This window comes from Sphingomonas sp. GW821-FHT10C01 (genome assembly GCF_059415525.1).
In genome coordinates this window covers 46759-61958 of sequence record NZ_JBWKNK010000002.1, presented here as the reverse complement: position 1 = coordinate 61958, position 15200 = coordinate 46759, and the positions used below count along the sequence as shown (strand labels likewise).

At 65.5% G+C, this 15200-nt stretch carries 14 protein-coding genes; 6 read left to right on the top strand and 8 right to left on the bottom strand.

Features of this window, described 5'->3' with window-relative positions:
- Positions 1-18: 18 nt before the first annotated feature.
- From AC07M1_RS12280 to AC07M1_RS12270, 3 genes are read right to left on the bottom strand one after another with little or no spacing between them, the layout of a single operon-like run.
- Entirely contained in the window at positions 19-744 is a 726-nt protein-coding gene (locus tag AC07M1_RS12280) for an extensin-like domain-containing protein (protein WP_495162899.1), read from the bottom strand.
- On the bottom strand, positions 741-1493 hold the full coding sequence (locus AC07M1_RS12275) for an NUDIX hydrolase (RefSeq protein WP_495162898.1): 753 nt from the start codon (positions 1491-1493) through the stop codon (positions 741-743). The genes AC07M1_RS12280 and AC07M1_RS12275 overlap by 4 nt, the downstream gene beginning before the upstream one ends.
- 42 nt (positions 1494-1535) lie before the next feature.
- A complete protein-coding gene (locus AC07M1_RS12270; protein ID WP_495162897.1) occupies positions 1536-3134 on the bottom strand; it encodes a DNA methyltransferase in 1599 nt (532 codons plus the stop codon).
- 327 nt (positions 3135-3461) lie between these two features.
- Here AC07M1_RS12270 and AC07M1_RS12265 point away from each other — a divergent pair, with 327 nt between their 5' ends.
- On the top strand, positions 3462-4010 hold the full coding sequence (locus AC07M1_RS12265) for a pseudouridine synthase (RefSeq protein ID WP_495162896.1): 549 nt from the start codon (positions 3462-3464) through the stop codon (positions 4008-4010).
- A 19-nt stretch (positions 4011-4029) separates the two neighbouring features.
- Here AC07M1_RS12265 and AC07M1_RS12260 read toward each other — a convergent pair whose 3' ends face one another.
- The 5 genes from AC07M1_RS12260 to AC07M1_RS12240 form a co-directional block, all read right to left on the bottom strand.
- Positions 4030-5160: a copper resistance protein B gene (locus tag AC07M1_RS12260; protein WP_495162895.1), complete on the bottom strand. Its 1131-nt coding sequence runs from the start codon at positions 5158-5160 to the stop codon at positions 4030-4032.
- Positions 5157-6938 carry a copper resistance system multicopper oxidase gene (locus AC07M1_RS12255; protein WP_495162894.1) on the bottom strand — a complete coding sequence of 594 codons (1782 nt, stop codon included), beginning with the start codon at positions 6936-6938 and terminating at the stop codon, positions 5157-5159. The genes AC07M1_RS12260 and AC07M1_RS12255 overlap by 4 nt, the downstream gene beginning before the upstream one ends.
- 108 nt (positions 6939-7046) lie before the next feature.
- A complete protein-coding gene (locus tag AC07M1_RS12250) occupies positions 7047-7598 on the bottom strand; it encodes an RNA polymerase sigma factor (RefSeq protein ID WP_495162893.1) in 552 nt (183 codons plus the stop codon).
- A complete protein-coding gene (locus AC07M1_RS12245; RefSeq protein ID WP_495162892.1) occupies positions 7595-8026 on the bottom strand; it encodes a periplasmic heavy metal sensor in 432 nt (143 codons plus the stop codon). Before AC07M1_RS12245 ends, AC07M1_RS12250 begins: the two co-directional genes overlap by 4 nt.
- Positions 8023-8304, bottom strand: a complete 282-nt coding sequence (locus AC07M1_RS12240; protein WP_495162891.1) for a hypothetical protein — start codon at positions 8302-8304, stop codon at positions 8023-8025. Before AC07M1_RS12240 ends, AC07M1_RS12245 begins: the two co-directional genes overlap by 4 nt.
- Positions 8305-8415: 111 nt before the next feature.
- Here AC07M1_RS12240 and copC point away from each other — a divergent pair, with 111 nt between their 5' ends.
- The 5 genes from copC to AC07M1_RS12215 all read left to right on the top strand — a co-directional run bounded on the left by copC (position 8416) and on the right by AC07M1_RS12215 (position 15197).
- On the top strand, positions 8416-8805 hold the full coding sequence (copC, locus tag AC07M1_RS12235) for a copper homeostasis periplasmic binding protein CopC (RefSeq protein ID WP_495162890.1): 390 nt from the start codon (positions 8416-8418) through the stop codon (positions 8803-8805).
- Between the two features lies 1 nt (position 8806).
- Positions 8807-9442 carry a hypothetical protein gene (locus AC07M1_RS12230; RefSeq protein WP_495162889.1) on the top strand — a complete coding sequence of 212 codons (636 nt, stop codon included), beginning with the start codon at positions 8807-8809 and terminating at the stop codon, positions 9440-9442.
- Entirely contained in the window at positions 9424-9681 is a 258-nt protein-coding gene (locus tag AC07M1_RS12225) for a CopD family protein (RefSeq protein WP_495163246.1), read from the top strand. Before AC07M1_RS12230 ends, AC07M1_RS12225 begins: the two co-directional genes overlap by 19 nt.
- A gap of 398 nt (positions 9682-10079) precedes the next feature.
- Positions 10080-11834 carry a hypothetical protein gene (locus AC07M1_RS12220; RefSeq protein ID WP_495162888.1) on the top strand — a complete coding sequence of 585 codons (1755 nt, stop codon included), beginning with the start codon at positions 10080-10082 and terminating at the stop codon, positions 11832-11834.
- A gap of 24 nt (positions 11835-11858) precedes the next feature.
- On the top strand, positions 11859-15197 hold the full coding sequence (locus AC07M1_RS12215; protein WP_495162887.1) for a phage tail protein: 3339 nt from the start codon (positions 11859-11861) through the stop codon (positions 15195-15197).
- The last annotated feature ends 3 nt before the right edge of the window (positions 15198-15200 follow it).

Here is a 15200-nt window from a genome sequence, read left to right as displayed (position 1 = left end):
GCATCAGCCCGCTCCCCTCTAACGGCACACCCTCCACATCCGTTTCGCCTGATCCAGGTGGAAATGGTCGCGGTGCGCGGCATTGTAATCGGGCGACAACACGGTCGAGAATGTCCCGCACGCCCCGTCGCGAACATCCTTCAGGAACCGCGCCTTCGACCCCTTGCCCTCCCAATCGCCCACTAGGGTGATGCGCGTCCCGTCGGCCAGGCGGAATGCCGCGATGTCCACCGCATCGGCGGTCGCGTGCTCGCTCCAGCTGGCACCTTCGCGATTGTACATCCGGCGGCAATTATAGCTGCCGAAATGCTCGATCTCGGCGACCTTCTGTCCGAAGTGACGTTGCGCGGCCGGCTGAACCACTTCCCATTCCCAAACCGTCAGCGCCGCGGCGACGGGGCAGGACATGCCAAGGTCCGAGGGTGCAAGGCCGATCCGTCGCGCGCCGCCCGACCGGAACCGCACCGCATCCTCATAGCCGCACTTGCCATTCTCCTCGCTCAGCGGCGCCAACGCGGTGTAGCGCACCCCCGCCTTGTCCAACGCCTTGCGGCACGCGGGAAAATCATCGGTCAGCGCCGCCAGCTTGCGCCCGGTGAACAGTCCGATCGGCTGGCGCAGATCGAGATCGGTCCAGGGCAGATCCTCCGGCCGATCCCTCACAGCCGCATAGAGCAGCAGCAGCAGGGCCAACGCCAATGCCGCCAGCACGATCGCCACGGTGGTGCTACGCAGCGACTTCACGCGCGGGATGCCATCTTCGCGGGCTGCGAGGTCACGGGATAGCCCAGCCCCTCCGGAATGCAGAGCCGCTCTTCACCGGCGCGTACCTCGATCCAGGGCGTGATCGGCTCGACCCGATGCGCGCGTGCGTTGGCCGCCGCCTCGGCAAAGCTTCCGAACTGCGCCAGCCGCTCCAGATTGCGCCGCGTCGGATAGATGATCCGGGCCTCGCCCCTGTCGGCCATGTCGAGAACATCCTGTGCGCTGGCCCAGAACAGCCGCACATTCTCATTCCCGTCGACAGCGGCGGCGCTCTCCGCTCCCCTTGGCAGTTTCGCCAAATAGAAGCGCGTATCGAACACCTTGTGCGCGACATCTTCCGGTGGCAGCCAGCGCGCAAAGGGTACCAGCGCATCGAGGTCCAGCGCCTGCCCGGCCAGCACCTCACCAACCGGTGACCCCGCATAGAGAGCCGCCCGCGCAGCTTCGCTGTCGGACAACCCCGACACCCCGATCGCCAGCCCCGCCTCCTCGATCGTTTCGCGGATTGCCGCGATCCGGGCCGCGAGGTCATCAGCGTCGCCATCATGCAACGCCGCCAGCGCGACATCCCCCGGATCGACGCGACCGCCCGGGAACACCAGCGCCCCGCCCGCGAAACGCATCGCCGCGGATCGCTCGACGATCAGCAGTTCGGGTGCGCCGGACTCGCGCTCACGCATCACGATCAGCGTCGCGGCCGGGATCGGCTGGGGAGGAGAACCCGTCATCGCCGGCGGGTTTACGGACCCCCGCAGCGAATGGGAAGCGGGCTAGAGCAGTTGCGCCTGCGCCGCTCCCGCCTCCCGCGGCGCGCTGCGGAATGCCGCGGTGGGATCGACCAACGGAATATCGGGACGGCGCCCGTGGAACAACTCATCCACGGTCAGGATCTGCATCCGCGCATAGCTTCGCCCGGTGGCTTCGGAGTGAAACCGTCCCACCGCCGCAGCCTCGCGCAGCATCGGCGCGGAGGGCGGCGCACGACTGACGATCACGCCGATCGGCGCCTTCTCGCGCTCCATCACCGAATGAAGATCGCGCACCACCTTCACCCCGACATGCTCGCCACCCTTGACCGATACCAGCGCCTTGGCCGTCCGTTGCCGTTCGGGCTTGAAGTAGATGATCCCGTCGATGCCCCCGTCCGGTCCCTTCTTGCGCCCCGCAAAGGGCACAGCATCGATCATCGACACCGCCCACCATTGGAACTGATACGGATCGCGCCGCGCCAGATCCTCTGCCGAGGCTCGGTCGCGCGGCGTGCCCTCCACATTCAGCGCAACCCCCGGAAACGCGGCCTTCATCCGCCGCTCGATCAGGCTGATCGCCAGATGCGTCACGTCGATTCCCGCCCAGCGCCGCCCCATCTTCTGCGCGGCATGAACCGCCGTCCCGCAGCCGCAAAAGGGATCGAGCACCAGATCGCCTTCATTCGATGAGGCGGCGATGATCCGCTCGAGCAACGCGATCGGTTTCTGCGTCGGATAGCCCAGCCGCTCCTGCGCCTGTGAGTTGATGGCCGGAATGTCGGTCCATAATGCCTGCACCGGCAGCCCGCGTGCCTCGTCCAGATAGCGCTTCAGCCGGATGCCGCCACCATTGCGCGTGAAATGCAGACGCCCCTCCGCGTCCAGCCGCTCCATCGTCTCGAGCGGCATCCGCCAATAGGAATGCACCCCCTTATACTCATAATGATAACCGCCGCCCGACAACCCCTTGGCGGTCAGATTATCGTCCATCCACAGCCGCCCATCGGTGTCGCTGTGGCGAAAGCGCGCTTCATACTCACGATCATAGGGTGTGAATTGCGGGTTCCACATCGGCTTCGCCCCCTTGGAATAGAAGAGGATGGTGTCGGTGTTGCGCCCATAACGCCCGCCATCGCTGTGCGCCGAAGTACGCTTCCACGTGATCTCGTTCCGGAACCGGTCGGCGCCGAACACGCCGTCCGCCAGCAGCTTGAGATAATGGCTCGCGGTCGGGTCGCAGTGGAGATAGAGGCTGCCCGTCGGTTTGAGCACGCGGTGCAGCTCGATCAGCCGGATCGCCATCATCGCGAGATACGCCATCATGTCGTTCTCGCCCAGAAAGCCGCGCATCGCGTTGAGCAGGTCGAAGGCACGCGTGCAGCCACTCTGCATTGCCTGATCGAATGCATGCTCGGCGCTGTCGTTCCAGTGCCAGCTATCCTCGAACGCCTCGACCTGCGCGTCCGCCTCCGCCCCCGTGGGCGATCGGAACAGGATATTGTAGTTGGCGTTCGAATTGAACGGCGGGTCGAGATAGATGAGGTCAACGCTCTCGTCCGGGAAATGCGCGCTCAGCACATCCAGATTGTCGCCATAGAAGAGATGATTCGCGAGCCGCATCTTACGTTCCCACCGCTTTGCGCTGCGGGGGAACACTAGACGATCATTTCGGGAACGTCGGTGGATGTGCATCCGTTCCGGAGCCATTGGCGAAGATCATGGCTCTATCGCGCGGCCGCGGGGGTCAGCAGGCACCGTTGCATCGACTTTGGTATCCACCGTGGAGCCCACATGCGCCGGATGCAAAGAAATCCAAATCATATGAAGCTGTTATCGGAAACCACACTCGACCCGTTCCGGACCGGTCTTATGTGAAACGGCGGGAACCGCTCCCCGCCGGCGCATGGAAGGGAGGACGAACCCCGACATTGCCGCTAAGGCCTCGGCATGGCGCGGCTGATCCAGTTCAACAAACCCTATGGCGTGCTCTGCCAGTTCACCGATGCGCGCAACCCCACGCCGCGACCGACCCTCTCGGCGTTTATCGACCTCCCCGGCGTCTACCCGGCCGGACGGCTCGACCTCGACAGCGAGGGGTTGTTGCTGCTCACCGACGACGGACGGCTGCAGGCGCGGATCGCCGACCCGCGGTTCAAGACCCCCAAGACCTATCTGGTTCAGGTCGAGGGCGAGCCGGACGATGCCGCATTGGGCCAGCTGCGCCGTGGCGTGCGGCTCAAGGACGGCATGACGCTGCCTGCCGAGGTCGAGCGGATCGATCCGCCGCAGCTCTGGCCACGTGACCCGCCGGTGCGCTTCCGCAAGACAGTGCCCGACTGCTGGCTGCGCCTGACGATCCGTGAGGGCCGCAACCGCCAGGTGCGTCGGATGACCGCTACGATCGACCACCCGACGCTACGCCTGGTACGCTGGCGCATAGGGGATTGGACCCTCGACGATCTGGCGCCCGGCAGCTGGCGGGAAACCGCCGGCTAGACGCGCGCCAGGTCGCGGATCAGAACCAGGCGCGCACCCCGATGACGACGTTGGTCGACGACGCGTCGCCTCCGCCGGTGCGAGCATAGTCCGCAGTGCGACCGAACTTGGTTTCGTGGACGACGCCGACATAGGGCGCGAACTCGCGCGCGAATTCATAGCGCAGGCGCAGGCCGAATTCGGCGCCGGTCAGCCCCGATCCGATACCAAGCTCCGGCATATCCTGCGCGGACAGATCGAACTCCACCTTGGGCTGAAGGATCAGCCGCTGCGTCAACCGCTGGTCATACTCGCCCGCGAAGCTCGCCGTCACTTCACCCTTGTTTGACAGATAGAGATAGCCGCTCACCTCGAACCAATATGGCGCAAGACCTTCAACTCCGATCACCGCATGGGTTCGTTCCGGACCAGCGCCGACGTCCTGGCGGATACCGGCCTGGAGGTTGAAATAGGGGTCGATCGCGCGGCTGTAGAGCGCGGTCAGTTCGGCGCCCTCCATCGCCTCGCCGAACTCGCCCTCGCCTTCAGCCTTGAAGACGAAGCGATTGATATCGCCGCCATACCAGATGCTGCCCTCGAACTTGTAGCCTTCATGGCCCTCGGCGATCTTCACCTCGGCCAGATCGAGCATGATCTGACTGAAATTGCCCCCGCCATGCTCGCGGCGGAGTGCGTCGCGCGACCGTTGCATGTCGCCCTTGTCCCACACCCGATCGGCATAGTTGGCGGCGACGGGGCGCGGTGCGGGGGCGTCGCCTGCTGGCAGGGCTGTCCCGACAGCCGAGTCGTCGGCCGCACTGGTCTTGGGCGTGCAATGCCCCATTTTCGCATGCTCGGGGGAGCAGTCGGGATCGGCCGCAGCGGGCGGCGTCTCCGGCTTCGTCTCGGGCATCGTACAATGCCCCATCTTGGCGTGCTCGGGAGTACAGCCGCTCGAAGCCGGCGCCGCAGGGGCCGGTTCCGGCATCTTGCAATGCCCCATCGCGGCATGTTCGGGCGTACAGCCCGGTGCTGCGGAAGCGGGCTTCGGCGCGGCAGTGGGCGCCGGCGAAGCGCCATGCTGGCCATGCCCGTCATGCGCCTGGGCCAGTGCCGGCACCGCCACGACAAGGGCGCCGAACGCCACGCCGATCGAAAGACCCCGGATCATGCCGCGTCCTCCCGCGGACGCACCGTCACGACCTGCATCATCCCGGCGTGCATGTGGTAGAGCATATGGCAATGGAAGGCCCAGTCGCCGACCGCGTCGGCGGTAAAGTCGAAGGTCGCGGTGCCGCCCGGCTGGACGTTCACCGTATGCTTGCGCGGCGCATAGTCGCCATGCCCCGTCACCAGCTCAAAGAAATGCCCGTGCAGGTGGATCGGGTGGCCCATCATCGTGTCGTTGACCAGGGTCACGCGCACGCGCTCCCCCTCCAGGAACGGGATCGGCGCCTTCACCTCCGACAGCTTCTCGCCGTCGAACGCCCACATATAGCGCTCCATGTTGCCGGTCAGGTGGATGCGCATCGCCCGCTCCGGCGCGCGAATGTCGGGGTTGCGCTCGACCGCTACCAGGTCGCGATAGGTCAGTACGCGATGACCGACATCGGCCAGCCCCTGCCCCGGATCGCCCATCCGGTCGACCGGCATCGGTGAGATCGACTGGACGGTCGGGGTTTTCTTCACCCCCGGCGCAACCGAAAAGTCGCGCATTCCGTGCTTCATCGGCGCAGCCGGTGCCGCCGCCGCATGATCGCCGGTTTCAGGCATCTTGCAATGGCCCATCGCGGCATGTTCGGGGGTACATCCACCCGCCGTCCCGCCGCCGCCATGGTCCATTCCGCCCATGCCCATGTCTGTCATGGTGGCGAGCGGGCGCTTGCGCAGCGGAGGCACCACCGCCGTCATGCCGGGCCGGGGCGCTAGCGTAGCCACCGCCATGCCTGACCGATCGACGCTTTCCGCGACCAGCGTGTAGGCACGATCATCGACCGGCTCGACGATCGCGTCATAGGTTTCGGCGACCGCGATCTGGAACTCGTCCACCGCGACCGGACGGACGGGCAGGCCGTCGGACTGGACGATGGTGATCTTCAGCCCCGGGATGCGGACGTTGAAGGTCGTCATCGCCGACGCGTTGACGAAGCGCAGACGCACCCGCTCGCCGGGCCGGAACAGCGCGGTCCAATTGTCGCGTGGCCCATGCCCGTTGATCAGGAAGCTGTAGGTCGATCCGGTCACGTCGCCGACATCGGTCGGGTCCATCCGCATCCGGCCCCATTCCATCCGGTCCTTGATCGACATCGGCTCGCCATCGGTCGCGGTCAGCTTCTGCTGGTTGAAGTAGCCGCCCATCTGCTTGAGCTTCTGGAAGATCTTGTGCGGGTGCATGAAGCTGTAGTCGGACAGCACGATCACATGCTCACGGTCCGAAACGATCGGATCGACGCCCTCGGGATCGATCACGATCGGGCCATAATGCCCCATCTGCTCCTGCAGCCCCGAATGGCTGTGGTACCAATAGGTGCCGGACTGAACGATCGGGAATTCATAGGTGAAGGTCGATCGCGGCTTGATGCCGGGGAAGCTGACGCCGGGGACGCCGTCCATGTGGAAGGGCAGGATCAGCCCGTGCCAGTGGATCGAGCTGTCCTCGTCCAGCGCATTCTCGACGTGCAGGCGGACCGTCTGCCCCTCGCGCAGGCGAACCAGCGGGCCGGGAACCGTGCCGTTGATGCCGATCGCATGCCCCTGCCTGCCGTCGATCGTCAGCATCTGGTGCGCGATCTTCAGCCGGATGTCCTCGCCCGACACAACGGGCAGATCACGGACAAGGCCCGGCGAATTGGTCTGGGCCCAGGCGGGCATCCAGGCGGAAAGCGCCAGCGCGCTGCCGCCGACCCCGGCGCCGCGCAGCAACTGCCGCCGGTCAATTGTCGAATTCATGAGGCTCTCGAAACTCCGTTGGTTACCCGGTTCTACGCCAGGGCAGCCCAAACCCCTCACATCGAAATGGCGGAATTTTCCCGATATCGCCGATAGTCCGGCCGGAAATCAGCGTTCGATAAGGTGCCGCCGCGCGCGATAAAGCCGGGTCTCGACCGACTTCTCGCTGATCCCCAGCATCTCGGCGACCTGCAGTTGCGGCAGGCCTTCGATCGTCCGCAGCACCAGAACTTCGCGCAGCTTCGCCGGCATCCGCGCGATCTGCCCGCGCACCTCGTCCAGTTCGGCGCGGTCGGCAACCTGCTGGTCCACCGGCACCTGATCGGCGGCGACATCCGGCGCGTCACCCAGCGGCAGGACGCTGCGCAGCACCGCGCGCACGCGCTCCTTGCGTCGCCAGTCGCGCGCCTTGTTGATCGCGATCCGCGCCAGCCAGGTCCGCATCGGACGATCGCGATCATAGCGTTTGAGCGCGGCATGCGCGGACACGAACGCCTCCTGCACCAAATCGAGCGCGTCGTCTGGGTTGCCGACCAGACGCGCGATCAAGCCATAAAGAAACTGCTTGTGACGGCCCACGATCAGGGCAAACGCGCGCTGATCGCCCGCGATGGATCGCGCCGCCAATTCGCCGTCGCTTTCCGCTTCCGGAGGGGTCACTGCTGTTCTTCGACCAGCGCCTTGGTCACAGCCTCATCGAAAATCCGTGCCTGATCCGGTCGAAGCAACCCGCGCATCGCAAAGACATGCGCGAGGGTTTCCTTCTGAAGCTGGCCCATCGTCACATGCGTCGCATCGATCGCGGCCTCGACCGCCGGGCCATTGCGATGTTCCGCCTGGATCGCCTCGGCCAGCCGCCGGTTGTGCGCGCGCATCGTCGCCTCCAGCGCGCGCCGGCGCACGGCGAACTCGCCCTCGAGCACATGCAGCTTGCGCTCCTGATCCGCGTCGAGATCCAGCCGATCATGCAGCACGGTATGGATATCGACGCGCCCTTCCGGCTTCGGCGCGAGCGCACGGCCCGCGAACACGCCGAGCAGCGCCGCCGCGAACGCGATCAGCGCGACGATCAGGTTGCGCTTCATCATCGCTCCGCGGAACCGAGCAGCAGCGACGAGGGCGCAAGCGGGCCCGGATCGGCAAAGGTCGCAGGGGTCGATGCCACCGCCGGCTTGTACGGCAGCGTGGCGCTCATGGCGCCGATCAGCATCGCGCCGGCGGCAAGGCCCATGGTCATGCGCGATCCGACCGCCTCCGCACGCCGCGCATCGATCGACGCCAGCACGCGATCCTCGATCCCGTCGAGGGCGGGATGACCGGGAATCTGACCCAGCGCCCGCAATTTGTCGTCGATATCGGCAACCATCTTATCGTCTCCGTCGGTCATCCTTACGCGACTGAATAACATTCCCCTTGAAATTTCGCGGGGTTGGCCGTTCGGCCGCGTATCCAGCATGTAAGCCCTAAGGAGTAATATATGCGCGTCTTCTCGAAAATCGCACTATCGCTTGCGGCCATCGTCACCCTCGCCTTCCCGACGATCGCCACCGCCCATCCCAAGCTGGTTTCGGCAAGCCCGGCCGCGAACGCGTCGGCCAAGGCCGTGTCGCGCATCGTGCTCAAGTTCAGCGAGCGACTGACTCCGCGGGTGTCCGGCGCGACGCTGACGATGACCGGAATGCCGGGCATGGCCAACCATCCCGACATGAAGATGACCGGCGTCAGCGCAGCGGTCGGCAGCGACGGCACCACGATCGTGCTGACCTCCGCCAAGCCGCTTCCGGCGGGCACCTATCGTGTCGACTGGCATGTCGTGGGCGCCGACACCCATCGGATTACCGGGACGCACAGCTTCAAAGTCAACTGACGTGATCGCGTGGGCGGCAGGTGAAGATGCGGCGGTGGCGCTGCGTTTTCTCGTCTATCTTGACCTGCTGCTCCTCGCGGGACTGCCACTCTGTGCACGACGGACCGTGCCGGGTGAGATATCCGCGCGGCTGATCGCGGGCCTCGCCATTGCCGGCGCGCTGCTCGCTATTGCGCAACTGCTCACCACCGCGCTCGCGATGACGGGCGGCGATGTCGCCATTCTCGATGCGGAAATGCTGCGCTTCATCGCGATCGAGACGCCGGCGGGTCTGTCGGGCGTCGTGCGTTTCGGCCTGCTCGTACTTCTGGCCGTCGCTGCGGCCCGCGCCCGGCGTGTAAGCGCGCTGCACACGCTGCTTGCACTCGCGGCATTGGCGGCATTGGCCTGGACCGGACATGCCGGTGCCAGCGAAGGCGGATTGGGCCTGCTTCATCGCGGCTTCGACATTCTCCACCTGATCGCCGCTTCGGCATGGCTGGGAACCCTGCTGCTCCTGCTGCGCGCGCTCATCCGCTCAGGCATCGGCACGGCCGACCTGATCGCCGCGCTGCATCGGTTCGCCTTCGCCGGAACGCTGATCGTCGGCGTCCTGATCGTCAGCGGCATCGTCAATCTCTGGGCGATCGCGGGATAGAGGCGCTGCCTGGCCTCGCGGCCACCGATTATGGCCGTACCCTCGGCCTCAAACTGGCGCTGTTCGCGGCGATGCTCGGCTTCGCGGCGCTCAATCGCTGGCGCCTGGTACCCCGTCTGGAAACCGCCTCACCATCCGCCATGGGACATCTGCGAGCCAGCATCGCGCTTGAAACGACCGTGGCCATCGGCGTCATTTTCGCGGTCGCCCTGCTGGGCACGCTTGCCCCCGCCAATTGACCGCCAGCGTACCCAAAAGAGGGGAGATGCTGTAGTCGACTTCCGCAAAGTCGACCGCCCGTTTCGACCAACGGCTCAAGATCACACCGTTTCGGTAGAACTTGCTATCGCCAAGGCGTCGAAAAACAGACTATGATCAATTTCATACACTAGAGCTTCGTCAAGAACGTCGCATATGGTGAATCATTCACAGCATGATAACAGATCATACAAGTCGAATTTCGGAAATTATATTTGTGAATTTACCAATATTGTAAATTCAATCAGATAAATTTAGAATACACTCGATAGAGTGTCGCGCACAGCGTAACTTTTACCAGCAGCGACGTGTCCAGACCCTGCTTTCCACGATCAGTTTTAGCGTACCATATCTCAACTCCTTCACCTGGAGACTGATAATGTCCGCATCTGCAGAAAAGATCGTACCTATCACTGACAATTGGGGCCGTTCGGTTCCGCCGCCGACCGCACAACAACTGGACGCGACGAAGTATGTCCTTGGCCTTCTCAAGGAAAGCGCGCTGATTCCGAACCAGAAATTCGCGTATCTCGACCTGTCCGATCCGCTGCAGCATCGGTTTTTCATGGATCGCTTCGGCCATCTCGCCGGCCATCCGCTCGGCTCCAACTTCCCAAGCCGTGCCCAACTGGTCGATCATATGGTCAGGCAGGCGCAGCAGGACGTCGAACATGCGCGGCCGATGCTGAACGCCCAGACCGAGGTTGCGGCGACCTACCAGCCCGTCGCACTGATCAGCACGTTCGACTATGACACGAACAATCCCGACGCGATCACCGCCGCGGGACTGATCTCCATCCCGAACGGCGCGACGCTGATCGATTCCATGATGGAAATCTATCAGGACGACCAGCGGATCGCGATCGGCACCGGCACCGGCTACGGGCAATATACGGTCGCCGCCAACGCGCTCGGCACGCAGGTGACGCCAGGCAATACGCTCACCGCGGTGCTCAGCGGTCACTATTCGGACAGCACGACCTCCTCGGCGGTACCGTTCGTGCTATCGGGGGACCTGGTACCGGTCCCGCCGCTCACGCTCACCGTCACCAATCCAGTCCATTCGGTAACGCCCCCCGGCAGCTCGATCACCGTCGCGCTCGGCCGCTACGCCAACCCTCCGGCGCCGCAGGACACCGATTACAGCTACAATATCGGGTCCAGCCCGCTGAACCTTGATCTTGAGCTGACCATTACAGGCACCGCCGTGCCGCAGAAGCCGACCGACCAGTTCAATCCGGCCGTGGCGGTCACCGGGTCGATCGTGCTGATCCGGCAAGGCGGATCCACGGCGGGCGGCGGCGTCGTCGTCACCTATCCCGGCAACATCGCGGCATCCTGCACGGTGGCCCCGTCGAGCCTCGCCTGGACCTTCAACCCCGCCGATTTCCAGCAGACGCCACCGCCCTGGACGTCGGGCGATACGGTGCTCCTCAACATGAGCCTGATCGCGCAGATGAACGGCTCCACACCGGTGACGATCACCGTGACCAGCGACCAGAGCGGCAACATCGTCGGCCAGCAGCCGATCAATACCGCCTTTATCGACTCGCTGATCTTCTACTGGGGCTGCCTTGCCGCAGAGACCCGGGTCACGATGGCCGACGGATCGCAACGGGCGGTTCGGGACGTGGTCCAGGGCGATCGTCTGCAGACCGCCGGCGGCGAGACGATGACCGTGTTCGCCACCAAGACCGGCCGCGAAGCCAAACCGATGATCCGGATCGTCAGCGACAGCGGCCGCGAACTGCTGGTCACCGACGGCCATCCCATCGCAACGTCCAAGGGGCTGGTGGCCGCATATGACCTGACCACAAGCGACCGGCTCCTCGAATGCGATGGCGATCATGCCGTGCGCTCGGTCGAGCAGCTTTCCTATGACGGCGCCATCTTCAACCTGACGCTGATCGATGACGCGGGTGCGTTCCCCGACCATGCCGCCTTCCTCGCCGAAGGCATCTTCGTCGGCGACGATCGGATGCAGACGCGGATCGAGAAAGCGGGCGTCACCCGGCTCGCGCATGAAGCGCAAGCCTCGCTGCGCGACGGGTTGCGCGGCTGGGAACTCGATATCGAGAACCACCGTCGGGCGCTCGCCGGAGAACCGCTGCTGGCGGCGCTGGAGCAGCATTAATCACAGGCTTGGGGGAGGCAGATCATGGCAACGCTGGTCCAGGTTAATGTCACCAATGTCACCTGCACGGTATCGGGACTGAAGCCGAGTTTCAGCCTGTCCTGGGTCTCCGACAGTTTGCAGGCCGGGGCGCTGTACCAGATACAGCTCTACACGGGGACGACGGCGTCGCCGATGCAGACCCCGGTCGGCACTCCCACCAAGGCAACCGCCAACCTGACGGGTAGCTGGGTCTATGCCACCCAGGTGCCCAGCGGGCAGGGGCTGACGCAATACGTACCCTATTGGCTGGCGGTGCAGGCCGTCGACAGCACCGGTGCGGTATTGGGCCCGCCCTCCGATCCGGTGCTCGCGGTGTTCGTCGCGGTTCCGCTGGTCGCGGTTGCGACCGATGACGAGCGCGTGACGCTGCAATGGTCGCGAACGGCCACGCAGGATTATCAGGTCGACGGGTTCATGGCCCAGATCAACGACGCGAATTCGGCGCTGTGGCAGACCGCCACCCTGCCCTATCCCGGCCTCTACACCACCGCCTCGGGCACCCCCGCGCAGACCGCGTCGTTCGATCTCGACTTCCCGCTCGGGCTCGCCGCCCTCCCCCTCACCTTGTCCTTCTTCCCCTATGCGCAGACCGAACAGGCGGGGCAGATTTCCGGCCAGGTCGCCTTCTCGCAGGGGCCGGTCACCAACCAGAATTTCTATGTCGTCCCGCCGCGTATCAGCTCGGCGGTGAACAGCCGAACCACGCCCACGCAATATGCGCTGACGCTTCCCAACAATTTCGGCGCGACGGCCGGCGCGCCGACCCTGCTCGTCACCGTGGCGGCGGGCGGCAATCCGGTGTCGGGAGCCACGCTGTCGACCCCGGCGATCTCCGGCCAGACCGTTACCGCCACCCTGACGTTGCCTCAGTCGCCCGAGCTGGTCGCGAATGGCGCGCCGCTGACCGTGATGCTGCGCCAGACCGACAGTGGCGCCACACCGATCGCGACCGGCCCGGTCGGCCCCGCCCATACATTGCTGTCCGCCGCGCCACAGGTCACTGGCGGAACCTTCACCGCGCCCGCCACTGCGGGCGGTGCCGGCGATCTCAGCCTCGCCATCGCCTATCCGTCCGGCCTCAGCGCGGCCAGCCTCTCGATCCTCGACAGCACGTCGACCGTCGTGTTCGGCCCAACGACCGTGTTCGGTACCTCGGTCGAGGTGCAGCCGACGCTCGCCGCCGGCGCGACCTTCAGCATCGTCCTGCAGGGTCTGTCGGGCACCGATACCGGCCCCGCGTCACCGGGCGCCAGCCTCCCCTCCTCCCCCGTGACCCTGGTCTCCGCCAGCTATGACGGCAGCGTCGCGCAGGCGACCTGGACCGCGCCCAGCGGCGCGACGCCCGCCGGCTATCGGATCAGCGCGTCGGGTGACGAAGCCGCGGCAAGCGCGGCGATCGTTACGGGCCTCGCCGCCGCGATCCCCGTCGCGGCCTCGGCCTCGGGGCTGTCGCTGACGGCCGCGCCGTTCACCGCGCCCGACCTCTTCGGGGCCAGCGCCACCGTGCCGCTCATCGCGCAGGCGCCGGTGGTCCAGAGCATCAGCGTCGACGCCGTGTCCGGGCTGGCCACGGTGAATTGGAGCGGTGTCGTCGGGTCGGACGGCTATCTGGTTCAGCTCTTCCTGAACGGCACCCCGTCTGGCGCGCCGATCGTCGCGCCGAGCGGCACCAGCTACAGCTTCACATCGGCCCTGTCCGCCGATGGCGACTATACGGTGTCGGTCGCCGCGACGGCCTCGACCACCATCGCCAGCCAGACCGCCAAGGTGGCGGTCACCGGCCCCTATGGGCCGTCGCACGCGGTGCCGATGACCATCCCTGTCATCACCGAATCGGACTTCGACGGTGTCGACGCCTCGGTCGCGTGGCAGGAAGTGAGTGGCGCGACGGGCTATATCGTCAGCCTGCGGATCGTGGGCAGCGTCGCCGCGCCGGTGACCCAGGCGCCGGCCCCGGCGGGCAGCTCAAGCCTGTCCTTCCCGATCACGATCAGCAACGCATCCGAAGCCTATGAACTGGTCGTCCAGGCGGTGTTCGGCGCGGATACGGGCGCCCCTTCTTTATCCGCTCCGCTATTCCATTCAGCCTATTACCTCGCCCCCAGCTCGACCAGCGTCGCGCCGGCGGTCTATCCCGCATCGCTCGTCGCGCTGCCGCTGCAAACGACGATGACCGCCGTCGCCGCGCAGTCCGCCGCGTTGACCTGCTACCTGCCCGCGCTCGCCGGCTCGAGCGTGACGATCGGCACCGTGACCAGCGTCGGGCCGTTCGCGTTGGCGCCCTATACCGGCACGGGCAGCGCGCAATATCCCTTCGCGCTCACGATCGCTGGAGGCGCCACATCGGAAGCCTGGACCTTCGACAGCTCCGAAATCCGGACCCAGCTCCAGACGGACTATGTCCAGTTCCTCAAGAACGCCGAATCCGCCGGGGTCTCGGCCTATGGCATCACCACGATCCAGCAGGCGATCGCGCGGATCATGCCCCAGACCTTCGCCGAAACCCTCTACTACGCTTATGGCTATAATACCGATCCGACCAGCGGCGGCAGCATCGATCTGCGTCCGGGGCTGGTCATTCGCGTCGCCGCCAATCCCTATCAATATATCAACGAAGCCGGATCGGGCGCGGCGGATAACGGCTTTACCGGCGGGCCGACCTTCGACCTCGATGTTTCCAGCTACCTCTCGTCGAGCGACTGGAAACTTGGCTTCGACGCGTTCTTCACCCAGCTCGTGGCCACACAGGCGCTGAAGGTGACGCAGCCGACATTCGACCCGCAATCCTTCGCCGAACAGCCGATCGCCGATGCGGCCGACCTGTTCTTCCCGCTCTTCAACCGGCCATTCTATCGCATCTTCGTGCCCGGAACGCTCGCCACGCCGTGGCAAGCCGGAAGCAATTTGCCGGGAGCCAATTTCGCGCTGGCGGCCGCGACCAGCTTCGCGAACCTCACCACCGCGAACAACCTGACCGGCAACACCGCGACCCTGGCCTATTTTGGCGGTCGATCGGTGATCCGGGTCTGCGTGCGCATCACCGTCGACGGCGCGGAACTGGTCGTGCCTGTGGGAACCACTGTCGGCAACATCCTGGATCGCGTGGGCAAGCGGCCCGCATCGGCCGGGGTACCCGTCCAGGGCATCCGCCTGGCGCGCTCACAAGCCCCCGTGGTGCTGGATCCAACCGCCGCCTGCAACATCGGCGAGACCTATCCGGTGCGGTTCGACTGGGATGCGCTGGCGCTCTACGGCTACGCCAATGACTCGCTGGACCTGCCGGTTCTGCATGGAGATAGCCTCACCACGATCGCCGGCTGACAG